Here is a 15277-nt window from a genome sequence, read left to right as displayed (position 1 = left end):
CGGGTCTGCGAGCCCCGCAGCCGCGAACGGAGATTGGCCTTGAGGTCGACATGAGCCCTGCGGCACGGCGGCGGCCGGTCGGCGTGGTCACGCGCGGCACGACGAACCCGAACCGGCTCCGTCGGGTGGACAACTGGATCGTCGCCACCTGCGCCGACCGGCTGTTGGCGGCGGACGACCCCCTGGTGGTCGACCTCGGCTACGGCGCCACCCCGGTGACCGCTGTGGAGTTGCGCGCTCGACTGGCGGCCGGGGTCCGTCCGGACGTACGGCTGGTCGGGTTGGAGATCGACGCGGCCCGGGTGGCGGCCGCGGCGTCGGCCGCCGACCCACCCGGGCTGACGTTCGCCCGGGGTGGGTTCGAGTTGGCCGGGCTCCGGCCGGTGCTGGTCCGCGCGTTCAACGTGCTGCGACAGTACGACGAGAGCGAGGTGGCCGAAGCCTGGCAGACGATGACCGCCGCGCTCGCCCCCGGCGGAGTGCTCGTCGAGGGCACGTGTGACGAGTTGGGGCGGCTCGCCAGTTGGCTGCTGATCGACGCCGACGGCCCTCGGACGCTCACAGTGGCCGCGAAGCTCACCACGCTGGGCAGCCCTGCCGAGTTGGCCGAGCGTCTACCCAAGGCGCTGATCCACCGCAACGTTCCCGGTGAGCCGGTGCACGCGCTGATCCGCGCACTGGACGACGCCTGGCAGGCCGCCGCACCGTACGCCACCTTCGGCCCCCGCCAACGCTGGCTGCACGCGGTGACCCGCCTCCGCGAAACGGGCTGGCCCATCCTCGACAACCCGACCCGCTGGCGCCAGGGCGAACTAACCCTCCCCTGGCCCCTCCCCTAACCCACAAACCCCACAGACCCCACCCCGCACATCCGCCCCGCCCTGCCCCGTCACCCTCGCCGTCGATCTTGAAGTTGTGGTGGGCATTTTGGCCGCAGCAGGGGCAAATGTCTCCCACCACAACTCCTTGATCGACAAGGGCCGGCGGGGGCGGGGTGGGGTGGGTTAGAGGGTGCAGTTGATGAGGACTGGTTCGGGGTGCAGGGTTACGCCGAAGCGGGCGTGGACCTGGTCGCGGATGGTGGCGGCCAACGCGAGCAGGTCGCCGGTGTGGGCGGTGCCGCTGCGGTTGGTCAGGGCCAGGGTGTGCTTGCTGGAGATGGCCACCCCACCCTCGCCGGGGTGGCCCTTGGCGAAGCCGGCCTTGTCGATCAGCCAGGCGGCGCTCACCTTGACCAGCCCGTCCGCCCCGGGCCAGGCGGGCGGGTCGCCCAGCTCGGCGGAGCGTTCCAGGAGCTGTTCGTACGTCGCGCGGTCGAGCACCGGGTTGGTGAAGAAGGAGCCGACCGAGCGAGTGTCCGGGTCGTTGGCGTCGAGCACCATGCCCTTGCCCGCCCGCAGCCGCAGCACGACCGCTCGGGCGTCGGCCAGCGGCACCTGGTCGCCCACCTCGACACCGAGGGCTCGGGCCAGCTCCGCGTAGCGCACCGGCCCGGAGAGCGGAGACCTGGTGAGTCGGAAGTCGACCGAGAGCACCACCCAGCGGTCCACGTACTTGAAGATGCTGCCCCGGTAGGCGAAGCCGCAGTCGGCGGCGGGGATGACCTGGCGGGTGCCCTCGACCCGGTCGTACACCTCGACGCCGGTGATCGTCTCGGCGACCTCCTGGCCGTACGCGCCGACGTTCTGGATCGGGGTGGCACCGGTCGAGCCGGGAATGCCGGAGAGGCATTCGAGCCCGGCCCAGCCGTTGGCGACGGTGGCGGCGACCAGGTCGTCCCACGGCTCGCCGGCGTCGACCCGTACGGTGACCGAGGTGGCGTCCTCGGAGATGACCCGCATGCCACGGGAGCGCACCAGCACGACGGTGCCGGGGAAGCCGGCGTCGCCGATCACCACGTTGCTGCCCCCGGCCAGGATCAGGACCGGCTCCGCCGCGGCGCGTACCGCCTGGACGAGCTCGTCGGCACTGCCGGCGGCCACGATCCGCTCGGCCGGCCCACCCGTTTGCAGGGTGGTGTGGCCGGCGAGTGGACCGGGGATGGCACGATCGGCGTCGGTTGTCGGCTGGGCGGAGGCGTCTGGCACGCCTTTCACCTTAGGCTGACAAGTAGCCGTGGCACCCAACTGGTCGCCCGGCACCCCCGGGAGGATGGCGATGAGCAGACTGCAGGGCAGCAAGGATTTCTGGATCGGGGCGCTCCGGACGGAGGGTCCGGCTTTCGCGGCAGCGGTGGCCGAGGCGCCGCCGGAGACACCGGTGCTGTCCTGTCCGGGCTGGACGGTCAACGACCTCACACTGCACATGGCCGGCATCTACCACTGGGTTTCGTCGTTCGCCGGTTCCGGCCAGACCAGCCAGCCGCCTCGGCGGGAGAAGATCGAGGCCGACCCGGCCGTGAACGCGCTCCAGCTGTGGCAGCAGGGTTACGACCGGGTGATGACAGTCTTCGACGGGCTCGACCCCGAGGCGCCGGCGTGGAACTGGGCCCCGCAGCCGAAGAGGGCCGGTTTCTGGCCGCGTCGGATGGCGCACGAGACGGCTGTGCACCGTTGGGACGCCCAGCTCGCCATCGGCGCCGGTGACCCGGTGGAGGCCAAGCTCGCGGCCGACGGGGTGAGTGAGGTGCTGGACACCTGGCTGCCGGCGGGCCGGCGGCAGGTGCCGGGTGACTGGCACGGGGTGGTGCAGCTCTGCGCGACCGATGCGGCCCAGGAGTGGTATCTGCGGTTGCGCGGCGAGGGGGTGGCGCTGCTCGACACGGCGACCATCTTCGACCACGACGATCACCACGCCCGCGCCCAGGTCAGCGGCACGGCGAGCGATCTGCTGCTGGCGCTCTGGGGTCGGGTGAGCTTCGAGACGCTGGACGTCGTCGGTGACCGCACCCTGTTGGACGGTCTGCGCACCGACTGACCGACCCACCACGACACAAGGGCGTCACCCCATCCGGGGTGGCGCCCTTCGTCGATGTCGGTGGTTCCCCCGCCTGCCGGACGCCGCACCGGCGGCGGGCGTTCATCACGGGACCACAACGCTGAGAGAGCGCTCTCTTGACAGTGGGATGGCGACCCACCACCCTGTCGTGAGAGCGCTCTCTTAGCCATCCGCCATCACCCGCCCGCCTTGAGAGAGGTCGATAACCCATGGCTGTCTTCCCTCGCCGCCGCCTCGCCGCGGTGGCCCTCGCCGCCGCCACCGCCCTGCTCGTCACCGCTGGCTGCGGCGGCGGCGACGAGCCGGGCGACGGACCGGTCACCCTGACCGTCGACGTCTTCGGCCAGTTCGGCTACGAGCAGCTCTACCAGGAGTACATGAGCGCGAACCCCGGCGTGAAGATCGTCGAGCGCGGCACCGGCACCAACCTCGACGAGTACTCGCCGAAGCTCACCCAGTGGCTCGCCGCCGGCCGGGGCGCCGGCGACGTGGTGGCCATCGAGGAGGGTCTGCTTGTCGAGTACAAGGCCAACCCGGCGAACTTCGTCAACCTGCTGGACCACGGCGCCGCCGACCTGAAGGGCAACTTCCTGGAGTGGAAGTGGAACGCCGGTCTGACCGCCGACGGCAAGCAGCTCATCGGTCTCGGCACCGACGTGGGTGGCATCGCCATGTGCTACCGCAAGGACCTCTTCCAGAAGGCCGGCCTGCCCACCGAGCGGGACGCGGTCTCGAAGCTCTGGCCGACCTGGTCGGACTACATCGCCACTGGTGAGAAGTTCGTCGCGGCCAAGACCGGGGCGTCCTTCCTCGACGCGGCCACCAACACGTTCAACACGATCCTGCTGCAGACGGCCGGCAACGGCAGCGGCTACAGCTACTACGACACCAGCGAGAACTTGGTGGTCGACAGCAACCCGGCCGTGCGCCAGGCCTACGACACCACAATGGACATCATCGACTCGGGCCTCTCCGGAAAGTACGGATCCTGGTCGGAGGAGTGGGTCTCCGCCTTCAAGCAGTCGAAGTTCGCCACCATCGCCTGCCCCGCCTGGATGACCGGCGTCATCGAGGCCAACGCCGGCACCGGCGCGCAGGGCAAGTGGGACATCGCCCAGGTGCCGGGCAACGGCGGCAACTGGGGTGGATCGCACCTCGCCGTGCCCAAGCAGAGCAAGCACCAGGCCGAGGCGATCAAGCTGGCCAAGTTCCTCACCAGCGCCAAGGGGCAGATCGGGGCGTTCAAGGCCAAGGGCCCGCTGCCCTCCTCGCCGCAGGCGCTCGACGACCCGGCGATCACCGGCGCGACCAACGCGTACTTCTCGGGGGCACCGGTCGGCGCCATCTTCGGCACCGGCGCGAAGAGCCTGAAGCCGGTCTACATGGGCCCGAAGAACCAGGCCGTACGGACCGAGGTGGAGAACGCCGTACGGACCGTGGAGCTGGGTCAGCGCAGCCCCGCGCAGGGCTGGACCGACGCGGTGGCCAACGCGAAGAAGGCCGCCGCCAAGTAGCCCGAGCGAGCGAGCGTGCGGGCGGGCCTCGGCGCAGAGGTCCCGCCCGCACGACGGAAAGGAGTTCTCGGGCATGACCGTCCAGCTCGACGCCCACCCGCCGGCCACACCGGCAACCGGTAACCACCGCCAATCCTCGGGTCGGCTGAGCCGGCTCGACACCCGCTTCTCGCCGTACCTCTACATCGCCCCGTTCTTCCTGATCTTCGGCGTCTTCGGGGCGTACCCGCTGGCGTACACCTTCTGGGTCTCGCTGCACGACTGGGACCTGCTCGGAGCCGACCATCCCTTCGTCGGCGCGGAGAACTACACAAGGCTGCTGGCCGACGCCGACTTCTGGCACGCGCTCGTCAACACGCTGGGGATCTTCGTCATCTCGACAGTGCCCCAGTTGCTCGCCGCGCTCTGGCTGGCCAACCTGCTCAACCGCGGCCTGCGGGCGCGCACCGGTTGGCGAATGGCGGTGCTCGTCCCCAATGTCACGTCCACCGCCGCGGTGGCGATCGTGTTCGGGGTGCTCTTCGGCCGCGAATTCGGCATGATCAATTGGCTGCTCGACCTGGTCGGGATGGACGCGATCGAGTGGAAGTCCAACCGGCTGGCCTCCTGGGTGGCCATCTCCGCCATGGTCGACTGGCGGTGGACCGGCTACAACGCGCTGATCCTGCTGGCCGCGATGCAGGCCATCCCCCGCGACCTGTACGAGGCGGCGGCGATCGACGGCGCCAACCGGGCCCGACAGTTCTGGTCGGTCACAGTGCCGCTGCTCAAACCGACGATCATCTTCTGCGCCATCATCGCCACCATCGGCGGCCTGCAACTCTTCACCGAGCCCCGGATGTTCCACTCCGGCACCAACCCGATCCGAGGCGGACCGCTGCGCGAGTCGCAGACCCTGACCATGTACATGTTCGAGAACGCCTTCGCCCCGCACTACAACTTCGGGTACGGCTCGGCCGTGGCCTGGCTGCTCTTCGCGCTCATCGCGATCGTCGCGGCGGTCAACGTGCTGCTCCTGCGCCGACTCGGCGGCGGGAACCGACAGCAGAAGGGAGCGGCTCGATGAGCCGGCTCTGGCGGGCCAGCCCGCTCACCTACCTCGCCCTGGTCGTCGCCGCCGGCCTGTCGGTCTTCCCGATCTGGTGGATGTTCGTCGTCGCCAGCCGCAGCAACGACGCGATGGGCCAACTGCCACCCCCGGTCACCCCCGGCGGCAACCTGGGCGCCAACATCGCCCGCCTGTTCGACAACACCGACGCGTACTTCCTGACCGGCCTGATCAACTCGGCGATCGTGGCCACCACGGTCACCGTCTCCGTCGTGTTCTTCTCCAGCCTGGCCGGGTTCGCCTTCGCCAAACTCAGGTTCCGCGGCCGCAACGCCCTGCTGCTGGTGATCATCGCGACCATGATGGTGCCGACGCAGCTCGGCGTGATCCCGCTCTACCTGCTCATGACCAAGCTGCAGTGGAACGACCGGCTGCCGGCGGTCATCGTCCCGGTGCTGGTCACCGGGTTCGGGGTGTTCATGATGCGGCAGTACGCCGGCCAGGCCATCAGCGACGAACTGATCGAGGCCGCCCGGATGGACGGCTGTGGCACCGCCCGGATCTGGTGGCACGTCGTGCTGCCAGCCCTGCGTCCCGCCGCCGCCGTCCTCGGTCTGCTCACCTTCATGACCACCTGGAACGACTTCCTCTGGCCGTACGCTGTATTGAACGATCCGGCGAATCCGACAGTGCAGCTGTCCCTACGAGCACTGTCGGACGGGTACTACCAGGACATGTCGCAGGTGTTCACCGGAACGGCCATCGCGACGCTGCCCCTGCTACTGGTCTTCGTGTTGTTCGGCCGGCAGATCATCGGCGGAATCATGGAAGGTGCGGTCAAGGCGTGAACGAGCGGAGCGAGCCAACCAACCGGCCCGGCAACGAGATCCGGTTCCCCGAACACTTCCTCTGGGGGGCGGCCACCGCCGCGTACCAGATCGAGGGTGCGGCCCGCGACGACGGCCGCGGTCCGTCCATCTGGGACACCTTCAGCCGTACGCCGGGCAAGGTGTACCAGGGCCACACCGGCGACGTCGCCTGCGACCACTACCACCGGTACGCCGACGACGTGGCGCTGATGGCCGAGCTGGGCCTGCGGGCGTACCGGTTCTCGGTCGCCTGGCCGCGGATCCAGCCCGACGGCACCGGCCCCGCCAACCCCCGTGGGCTGGACTTCTACGACCGGCTCACCGACACGCTGCTCGACCGGGGAATCGACCCGATCGTCACCCTCTACCACTGGGACCTGCCGCAGGCCCTGGGCGACCGGGGCGGTTGGACCAACCGGGACACCGCCGAACACTTCGCCACCTACGCCACGGCGGTGTACGCCCGCCTCGGCGACCGGATCGACGTGTGGACCACGCTCAACGAACCGTGGTGCTCGGCCTACCTCGGTTACGCCAACGGCCTGCACGCTCCGGGCGAGCAGGATCCGGCGGCGGCCTTCACCGCCGTACACCATCTGCTGTTGGGGCACGGCCTGGCGGCGCGGGCGTTGCGGGCGGCCGGCGCGCGCAGCGTGGGCGTCACCGTCAACCCGGCCGACGTACGCCCGGCCGACCCGCAGAGCGCTGCCGACGCCGCCGCGGTCCGCCTGGTCGACGGCCTGCACAACCGGATCTTCCTCGATCCACTGCTGGCCGGCGGCTACCCGGACGACGTCCGCGAGCACGTGTCCCGGATCGTCGAGCCGACGTTCATCCGCGACGGCGACGAGAAGGTGATCGCCGCCCCGATCGACCTGCTCGGCATCAACTACTACGCCCCGAGTTACGTGGCCGGTCGGCCCGACGGCGCCGGCGACGGCGCGTACCCGGGCACCGAGGGCGCCGTGCACTTCCTGCCGCCGGCCGGGCCGCTCACCGACATGGGTTGGATGATCGAACCGGCCGGGCTCACCCGGCTGCTGGAGCGGATCGCCGCCGACTACCCAGGTGTGCCGCTGCTGATCACCGAGAACGGTGGGGCGTTCCCCGACAAGCCCGGCGCCGACTCGCCCGACGGCCCGACGCAGGTGATCGACGCCGATCGCATCGCCTACCTCGACGGGCACCTCCGTGCGGCGCACGAGGCGATCTCCCGGGGCGTGGACCTGCGCGGTTATCTCGTATGGTCATTCCTGGACAACTTCGAGTGGGCGGAGGGTTACCGCAAGCGGTTCGGGATCGTGCACGTCGACTACCTGACCCAGCGGCGCACACCGAAGGCCAGCGCCCGGTGGTACCAGGAGGTGATCTCCCGGAACGGGCTGTGACGAGCGGGGGGAAAGCGCGATGACGACGGCGCAGCGGCCGACGCTCGAAGCGGTGGCAGCGCGGGCCGGGGTGTCCCGCGCCACCGTTTCCCGGGTGGTCAACGGCTCCACCACCGTCGCCGAGCCGATCCGCGAGGCGGTCACCCGGGCGGTCGCCGAATTGGGGTACGTCCCCAACCTGGCGGCCCGCAGCCTGGTCACCCAGCGCACCGACTCGATCGCCCTGGTCATGCCCGAGGCGGCCACCCGGGTCTTCTCCGACGACCAGGTCTTCCCCGGCATCATCCGGGGCGTCAGCCAGGAGTTGGAGGCGGCCGACAAGCAACTGGTGCTGATGCTCGCCGGCTCGCCGGCCGGGCACCACCGGGTCGAGCGGTACACCACCGGCCGGCACGTCGACGGCGTGCTCTTCGCGTCGCTGCACGGTGCCGACCCGCTGCCCGGCACGCTGGCCCGACTCGGCATCCCGGTGGTGGTCAGCGGCCGCCCGCTCGGCGACGTGCCCGTCCCGTACGTCGACGTCGACCACGTGGGCGGGGTGACCGAGGCCGTTCGGCACATGATCGACAGCGGTCGTCGACGGATCGCGACCATCGCCGGGCCACAGGACATGGTCGCCGGGATCGAACGGCTCAGCGGCTACCGCAGCACCGTCGCCGACGCGGGGCTTCCCGAGCTGATCGCCATCGGTGACTTCACCCGGGAGTCCGGCTCGGCGGCGATGCGCCGCCTGCTCGCCGAGCATCCCGACCTCGACGGCGTCTTCGCCGCCTCCGATCTGATGGCGCACGCCGCCCTGCGGACGCTGCGCGAGGCTGGTCGGCGGGTGCCCGACGACGTGGCGGTGGTCGGCTTCGACGACATCGAGACCGCCGCCTACACCGAGCCGCCGCTGACCACCGTCCGGCAGCCGATCGTGGAACTCGGCCGCCGGATGACCCGCCAACTGCTCCGGCTGGCCGCCGGGGAGAGCATCGAGCAGGCGATCATGCTCCCCACGGAGCTGATCCGCCGCGCCTCCGCCTGACACGCGGCCCACGCCCGCCGCGCGGCGCCCGCCCGGCGGTCCGGTCCGCCCCGCAAGATCCGCCCCGCCCCGCCCCGCCCCGCAAGATCCGCACAACTTCAGGGAAGTAGTGGCCTCCCCGGCGCACGGAGGCCACTACTTCCCTGAAGTTGCTGCCTGTAGGTCGGTCGCAGGCTGCGGGAGCACATGGTTAATGCGTCGCTCGGGCGGACGATCTTGGTTAGCCTCGCCCATATGCCGGATCCTGTAGCGCTGCTGCCCATGCCCAGCTGTTCCGACCAACTGCTCGAGGTCGAGGCCCCAGGTGACATCGGCGGCCGCGATGACATCAGCGGCCCAGGTGACATCGGCGGTCGGGGCGACGCCGACAGTTGGGGCGCTCCGGCTGATTCGTTTACGACATCAGCTCCAAAGGACGCGAGCACGAGGTGTCGACCCGTCACGGCCGTACGGATGGAGGGCTGACATGCGGATTCGTAAAGCGCAGCCGGACGACGCCCCGGGCGTGGTGGCCCTGCGGGCGACGGTCTACCCGTACCAGGTACGCGGGGTCGAGTCGACCCGGAAAATGATCGCCGAGCCGGTACCGGACAGGGACTGGGTCGCCTTCGTGGCCGAGGTCGACGCCCAGGTCGTCGGCTGGGTGACGGCCCAACGTAATGCCTCGACCTCGACTGCGAACTTCGGTGACATCTCCCTGCTGCACGTACACCCCGATCACCGGCGGCGCGGCATCGGCACCGCGCTGCTGACGACCGCGACAGGTCACCTCGCCCCGCTGGGGGTCCGCCGGCTCCGCGCCTTCGCCCAGCCGGATGCGCTGCCGTTCGCCCGTCGGCACGGCTACGAGCCCAGTCGTGAGCTGCGCTTCTCGGCGCTCGAACTGAACCCGGCACCCGCGCTGCCCGACCCGCCGCCGGGCGTACGGCTGCTCCCGATCTCCGACCTCGACCCGCATCTGCTGTACGCGGCCGATGTGGCCGCATCCGTCGACGAGCCGGGCGACGTGCCGGTCGACTCGATCAGCTACGAGAGCTGGCACTACGACGTCTGGGACAACCTCGGCCTGGACAAGACAGCCAGCATCGCCGCCGAGGTCGACGGGGAGGTCGCCGCCTTCAGTCTCGTCAAGCGGGACGGGGACCGGATGTGGTCGGACTTCACCGGCAGTCTCCCGGCGTACCGGGGGCGGGGCCTCGCCCGGCTCGCCAAGGCGGCAGCGCTGCAGCGGGCCGCCGCGAACGGTGTGCGCGTCGCCTACACCTCGAACGACGAGGCAAACGGGCCGATGCTCGCGATCAACACCCGGCTGGGCTACCGCCAGGTGGCGGCCGAGTGGTCCTGCCTGGCCGACCTGACCTGATCAGCGCTCCCGGATGAGGGCCGCAGTGACCTGACCGGTATTCCGGAATGCGGTAGCGGCCTCGCCCCGCCCCCGCCGATCTTGCAGTTTCTGTCGCCGGAATGCACGGAATGCCCCTCAATGCCGCGACAGAAAATGCAAGATCGCGGAAAGGGCGAGCCTGAACTCGTCGATCATGGAGTTGTGGTGCCTGTTTTGGTGCAACAAGGGCACTTTGTCACCCACCACAACTCCATGATCGACGAGGCAGCGCGGGGGTTGGACCACTCTCGCAGCAGCGTCGACCGGTCCTCGCTGGCCGACCAGACCGGCCCCACGGTGTGGATCACCCAGCGGGCCGGTAGCTCCCCGGCCGTGGTTGCCACCGCCTGACCGGTGGGCAGGCCCCTGCCGTAGCGGGACGCCCGCAGCGCCCGGCACTCGGCCAGGATCGCCGGCCCGCCGCGCCGGTGGATGGCACCGTCGACCCCGCCGCCGCCGAGCAGGGACGAGTTCGCGGCGTTCACCATGGCGTCCACCCGCTGGGTGGTGATGTCCCCCTCGACCAGGGTGATCTCCATGTCAGCTCTCCTCGATGGGCTGACCCATCGAGCGGCGGGCCAGCAACGTGGCACCGGCGACCGCGGCCGGCATGATCAGCACGGCGCCGAGCGGGATCAGGAAGCAGAGGAAGACGGCCACCCCGAAGCCGAGCGCTGTGGGTCGGTCGGCCTTCAGGATCGTCCGGCGCTGCGGCAGCCGCATCCCCCGTCGGTAGAAGGGTGCACCGACCAACTCCACGGCGAGGAACCACCCGCCCACGGCCGCCCCGATGACCGGGACGACCGTCTGGCCGACCACCGGGATGAAGCCGGCGACGAAGAGCGGGATGCCGACCAGCGCCGTGAGCGCCACCAGACGTACCGAGTCGGCGAGGCTGCGGCGCAGCGACGACCAGAAGGGCACGTCCACAGCGCCCGGCGTGCCGCCGTACCGCTGCTCGACCTGCTCGGAGATCTTCTCGTAGAACGGGTCGCCGATGACCAGGGTGACAGCGGTGAAGGTGAGCACGCCGAGCAGGCCGCCGAGCCCCAGGAAGGCCAACCCGGCGATCACCCGGACCAGGCTGCGGCCTGTGCTCGACCAGTCGTCAGCGAATGGGGTGACCAGCGCGGCGAGATCGTCCACGAAGTACACGAGCGCGGCGAGCGCGGCCAGGAAGAGGACGCCGGAGATCAGCGCCGGCACGATGCCGAGCAGCATCAGCCCCGGGCTACGGACGTAGAGGCCCAACCCGCGCAGGAGCAGCCCCGCCCCGGCGAGGAAGCGTCCGACGGCCCCGGTCACCGGGCTGGCGATTCTGCTGGCATCCACGATCGAGCAGCCTAACCAGCCGTGATCGGATCCGCCGGGCGGAGCGCTAGCAGCGACTCACCACGTACACATCAACCGGTTGACGGACGGCAGTGATCCACCGGGGACGCCGAGGTTCGTCGCTGACCGGTCGATCCGCCGGCGGGCCACCACGACAACCCTTGAGGGGTACGAAGTCAGCGGCGGCGGAAGGCGGCACGATGCCGGTCATCGAGGTGACCCACCTGAAGAAGCGGTACGGCGACCTGGTGGCGGTGGACGACGTGTCGCTCGCCGTGGAGGCCGGGGAGATCTTCGGCGTCCTCGGTCCGAACGGCGCCGGCAAGACCACCACAGTGGAGTGTGTCGCCGGGCTACGTGTCCCCGACGGGGGCGGGGTGTCGGTCCTCGGGCTCGACCCCCGCAGGGACGCGGCCCAGCTACGCCAGCGGGTCGGGGTGCAACTCCAGGAGAGTCAACTGCCGGACCGGTTGCGGGTGGCCGAGGCGCTGGAGCTGTACGCCTCGTTCTACCGCAACCCGGCCGACCCGGCCGAGCTGATCGACAAGCTGGGCCTCGGCGAGAAGCGGAACACCGCGTACAAGAAGCTCTCCGGCGGTCAGAAGCAGCGGCTCTCCATCGCGCTGGCCCTGGTGGGCAACCCGGAGATCGCCATCCTCGACGAGCTGACCACCGGGCTGGACCCGCAGGCCCGCCGGGACACCTGGGGCCTTATCGAACAGGTCCGCGACAGCGGGGTGACGATCGTGCTGGTCACCCACTTCATGGAGGAGGCCGAGCGGCTCTGCGACCGGGTCGCGGTGATCGACCGGGGGCGGGTGGTCGCCCTGGACAGCCCGGCGGGCCTGGTGTCGACGGTGGCGCCGGAGCAGCGGATCCGGTTCCGGCCGTCGGCTCCGGTCGACGACAAGCTCCTCACCGACCTGCCCGAGGTGTCCGCCGTGCAGCGAACCGGCAGCCAGGTGGTGGTGACCGGCACCGGCGAGTTGCTGCACGCCGTCACCTCGGTGCTCGCCCGCCACCAGATCGTCGCCGCGGACCTGCGGCTGGAGCAGTCCACCCTCGACGACGCCTTCGTCGAGCTGACCGGGCATCGGCCCGCCAACTGAGAGGGAGCCGGCAATGCACGCCTTCCGTAACATCCTGAGAACCGAGGCGCGGCTCTACCTGCGGGACCTGCCGACGCTTCTCACCACGATCGGGCTGCCCACCCTGATCCTGGTGGTGCTGGGGCTGATCCCGTCGCTGCGCAAGCCGGATCCGACCTTCGACGGGCAGACCTTCGTCAGCTACTTCGCCCCGTCGCTGCTGGTGGTCACCCTCGCCATGGTCGGGGTGAACATCCTGCCCGCCGTGCTGGCCACCTACCGGGAACGCGGCGTGCTGCGCCGGCTGGCGACCACCCCGGCGCACCCGGCGGCCCTGCTCGCCGCCCAACTGGTGCTGGCCCTGGCCGGGATCCTGGCCAGCGCGCTACTGCTCATCGTCGTCGCCCGGATCGCGTTCGGGGTGCCGTTCCCCCGGCACCCGCTCGGCTTCGCGCTGGCGTTCATCCTCGGCACTGCCGCCCTGCTGTCGCTCGGCCTGCTGGTCGCCGCGGTGGCCCGGACGACGAAGGCGGCACAGGCTCTGGCCGTGCCGCTGTTCCTGGTCACCATGTTCTTCGGCGGGGTCTACCTTCCCCGGTTCCTGCTCCCGGACTTCGTGGCGCGGATCGGCGACTACACGCCGCCCGGGGTGCAGGCGCTCCTCGACGCCTGGACCGGCACCCCGCCGCAGCCGCTGCACCTGGGGATAATGGCGGTGATCGCCGTGGCGGCCGGCGTCGGCGCGGCGAAACTGTTCCGCTGGGAGTGAGCGGAGATGCGATGACCTGCAACGGTGGGCACGACCGTCTGGCCAGTTGGCGAGAGCGCGAGGCGAGCCTCTATCGCGTGTTCCCCTTCGGCGGGCTGGCCCTGGGCACTCTGCTGGCCCTCGTCGCACCGGCACCCGATCATTTCGGGGCGCTGCCCACCCTCGCCGTCGCCGTGGCGGCCGGGTGCTGGGTCGCCTGGTTCGTCACAGTGCACCCCGGCTGGCAGAGCCGGCGCACGCTGATGGCGGTCTACTATGCCGGGCTGCTCACGTTCGCCGCCGCGCTGGTGGCCGCGAGCCCGTGGTACGGCTTCTTCGCCTGGATCGGTTACATCCACGCCTTTCCGGTGCTGCCCGGGCGCTGGCGGGTCGCCGGCGTGGTCACCACGGCCACCCTGGTCGCCACGTCGCAGGGCGGCGGTCTGTCGGTGGTGACGTCGCACCTGCCGCTCTGGCTGGTGCTGGTGCTGTTCAACCTGGTGGTCGCCGGCTCGGTGAGCTGGTTCGCGATGGTCGCCGAACAGGAGGACGCCAAACGCAAACGGTTGGTGGCGGAACTCGGCGAGACCAACCGCCAACTCACCGAGACGGTCAGTGAGAACGCCGGGCTGCACGCCCAACTGCTCACGCAGGCCCGGGAGGCCGGCGTGCTGGACGAACGGCAACGGATGGCGCGCGAGATCCACGACACCCTGGCGCAGGGGTTGACCGGCATCATCACCCAGTTGGAGGCGGCCGAGCAGACCCGCGACCGGTCCGCCGACTGGCGCCGGCACGTCGACAACGCGCTCGCCCTGGCCCGGGAGAGCCTCACCGAGGCCCGCCGTTCGGTACAGGCGGTCCGTCCGGAACCGTTGGAGACGGCCCGACTACCGGACGCCCTCGTCGAGCTGGGCGGACGCTGGTCGGCACTGAACGGGGTACGGGCCGACGTGGCCACCACCGGCACGCCCCGCCCACTGCACCCGGAGGTCGAGGTGACGCTGCTACGGGCCGCCCAGGAGGCGCTGTCCAACGTGGCCCGGCACGCCGCCGCGTCGCGGGTCGGGCTGACCCTGTCGTACATGGCGGACGTGGTGACGCTTGACGTCCGTGACGACGGGGCGGGTTTCGACCTCACCGACCAGCCGCTGCCCCGTGAGCCGGGCGGCGGGTACGGGCTGACCGCCATGCGGCAACGGGTGACCCTGGTCGGTGGCGAGTTGGCAGTCGAATCCGAGCCGGGCAGCGGCACCGCCATCTCGGCGTCCGTCCCCGCGCTACCCGGAGGTGCCGGTTGAGCGCCCCGGTTCGACTGCTGATCGTCGACGACCATCCGGTGGTGCGGGACGGCCTGCGGGGAATGTTCACCGGCGACCCCGATTTCGAGGTGGTGGGCGAGGCGGCGGACGGTTCGGAGGCGTTGGCCCTGGTCGCGACGCTGCGGCCGGACGTGGTGCTGATGGATCTGCGGATGCCCGGCATGGACGGGGTGACCGCCATCGGCAGGCTGGCTCGCGCCGGCAGCGCCGCCCGGGTGCTGGTGCTCACCACCTATGACACGGACGCCGACGTGCTGCCGGCGATCGAGGCCGGTGCGACCGGTTACCTGCTCAAGGACACACCTCGGGAGGACCTGGTTCGGGCGGTCCGGGCCGCGGCCCGGGGCGAGTCGGTGCTCGCGCCGAGTGTCGCCGGCCGACTGATGGGCCGGCTGCGCGCTCCCGCCGAGGAGCCGCTCAGTCAACGGGAGTTGGAGGTGCTCACCCTGGTGGCCCGGGGTGCTTCCAACCGGGAGGCGGCGACCCGCCTGTTCATCAGCGAGGCCACCGTCAAGACACACCTGTTGCACCTGTACGCCAAGCTCGGGGTCAACGACCGGGCTGCCGCGGTGGCCACCGCGTACGACAGGGGGTTGCTGACGCCCGGCGGGCGGTGAGCG

Annotated in this window: 14 protein-coding genes and 1 pseudogene; 12 read left to right on the top strand and 3 right to left on the bottom strand. The window is 70.6% G+C overall.

Annotated features, from left to right (window positions below; genetic code table 11):
- Positions 1-50: 50 nt before the first annotated feature.
- Positions 51-839 (top strand): class I SAM-dependent methyltransferase, encoded by a 789-nt coding sequence (locus OG598_RS29690; RefSeq protein WP_328652006.1) that lies wholly within the window; start codon positions 51-53, stop codon positions 837-839.
- Positions 840-1004: 165 nt separating this feature from the next.
- Here OG598_RS29690 and OG598_RS29685 read toward each other — a convergent pair whose 3' ends face one another.
- Positions 1005-2042 (bottom strand): UDP-N-acetylmuramate dehydrogenase, encoded by a 1038-nt coding sequence (locus tag OG598_RS29685; protein ID WP_442931541.1) that lies wholly within the window; start codon positions 2040-2042, stop codon positions 1005-1007.
- A gap of 115 nt (positions 2043-2157) precedes the next feature.
- Between OG598_RS29685 and OG598_RS29680 the strand changes: the two genes are divergently transcribed.
- The 7 genes from OG598_RS29680 to OG598_RS29650 all read left to right on the top strand — a co-directional run bounded on the left by OG598_RS29680 (position 2158) and on the right by OG598_RS29650 (position 10146).
- Positions 2158-2916, top strand: coding sequence for a maleylpyruvate isomerase family mycothiol-dependent enzyme (locus OG598_RS29680; RefSeq protein WP_328652004.1), 759 nt, complete (start codon positions 2158-2160; stop codon positions 2914-2916).
- 230 nt (positions 2917-3146) lie between these two features.
- Positions 3147-4451, top strand: coding sequence for an ABC transporter substrate-binding protein (locus OG598_RS29675; protein WP_328652003.1), 1305 nt, complete (start codon positions 3147-3149; stop codon positions 4449-4451).
- 73 nt (positions 4452-4524) lie between these two features.
- Positions 4525-5517 carry a carbohydrate ABC transporter permease gene (locus OG598_RS29670; protein ID WP_328652002.1) on the top strand — a complete coding sequence of 331 codons (993 nt, stop codon included), beginning with the start codon at positions 4525-4527 and terminating at the stop codon, positions 5515-5517.
- A complete protein-coding gene (locus tag OG598_RS29665) occupies positions 5514-6347 on the top strand; it encodes a carbohydrate ABC transporter permease (protein ID WP_328652001.1) in 834 nt (277 codons plus the stop codon). Before OG598_RS29670 ends, OG598_RS29665 begins: the two co-directional genes overlap by 4 nt.
- Entirely contained in the window at positions 6344-7756 is a 1413-nt protein-coding gene (locus OG598_RS29660; protein WP_328652000.1) for a GH1 family beta-glucosidase, read from the top strand. The genes OG598_RS29665 and OG598_RS29660 overlap by 4 nt, the downstream gene beginning before the upstream one ends.
- 19 nt (positions 7757-7775) lie before the next feature.
- The gene (locus OG598_RS29655; protein WP_328651999.1) at positions 7776-8783 is read left to right on the top strand and encodes a LacI family DNA-binding transcriptional regulator; all 1008 of its coding nucleotides are present in this window, start codon (positions 7776-7778) and stop codon (positions 8781-8783) included.
- A 466-nt stretch (positions 8784-9249) separates the two neighbouring features.
- The gene (locus OG598_RS29650; protein WP_328651998.1) at positions 9250-10146 is read left to right on the top strand and encodes a GNAT family N-acetyltransferase; all 897 of its coding nucleotides are present in this window, start codon (positions 9250-9252) and stop codon (positions 10144-10146) included.
- 266 nt (positions 10147-10412) lie between these two features.
- Here OG598_RS29650 and OG598_RS29645 read toward each other — a convergent pair.
- Together OG598_RS29645 and OG598_RS29640 are read right to left on the bottom strand one after the other, a co-directional pair.
- Positions 10413-10706 (bottom strand): annotated as a pseudogene (locus OG598_RS29645) (macro domain-containing protein); the annotation flags it as partial.
- A gap of 1 nt (position 10707) precedes the next feature.
- On the bottom strand, positions 10708-11499 hold the full coding sequence (locus OG598_RS29640; RefSeq protein ID WP_328651997.1) for an EI24 domain-containing protein: 792 nt from the start codon (positions 11497-11499) through the stop codon (positions 10708-10710).
- A gap of 200 nt (positions 11500-11699) precedes the next feature.
- Between OG598_RS29640 and OG598_RS29635 the strand changes: the two genes are divergently transcribed.
- Genes OG598_RS29635 through OG598_RS29620 form a run of 4 tightly spaced genes read left to right on the top strand, consistent with a single transcriptional unit; the run spans position 11700 to position 15274 of the window.
- Positions 11700-12608: an ABC transporter ATP-binding protein gene (locus tag OG598_RS29635; RefSeq protein ID WP_328651996.1), complete on the top strand. Its 909-nt coding sequence runs from the start codon at positions 11700-11702 to the stop codon at positions 12606-12608.
- 13 nt (positions 12609-12621) lie between these two features.
- Positions 12622-13356: an ABC transporter permease gene (locus tag OG598_RS29630; protein WP_328651995.1), complete on the top strand. Its 735-nt coding sequence runs from the start codon at positions 12622-12624 to the stop codon at positions 13354-13356.
- A gap of 11 nt (positions 13357-13367) precedes the next feature.
- A complete protein-coding gene (locus OG598_RS29625) occupies positions 13368-14636 on the top strand; it encodes a sensor histidine kinase (protein ID WP_328651994.1) in 1269 nt (422 codons plus the stop codon).
- Positions 14633-15274, top strand: a complete 642-nt coding sequence (locus OG598_RS29620; RefSeq protein ID WP_328651993.1) for a response regulator transcription factor — start codon at positions 14633-14635, stop codon at positions 15272-15274. Before OG598_RS29625 ends, OG598_RS29620 begins: the two co-directional genes overlap by 4 nt.
- Positions 15275-15277 lie beyond the last annotated feature (3 nt).

This window comes from Micromonospora sp. NBC_00330, from assembly GCF_036136635.1.
In the GTDB taxonomy this organism is placed as follows: Bacteria; Actinomycetota; Actinomycetes; order Mycobacteriales; family Micromonosporaceae; genus Micromonospora; species Micromonospora salmantinae.
This window is presented reverse-complemented; position numbering and strand designations above follow the sequence as displayed.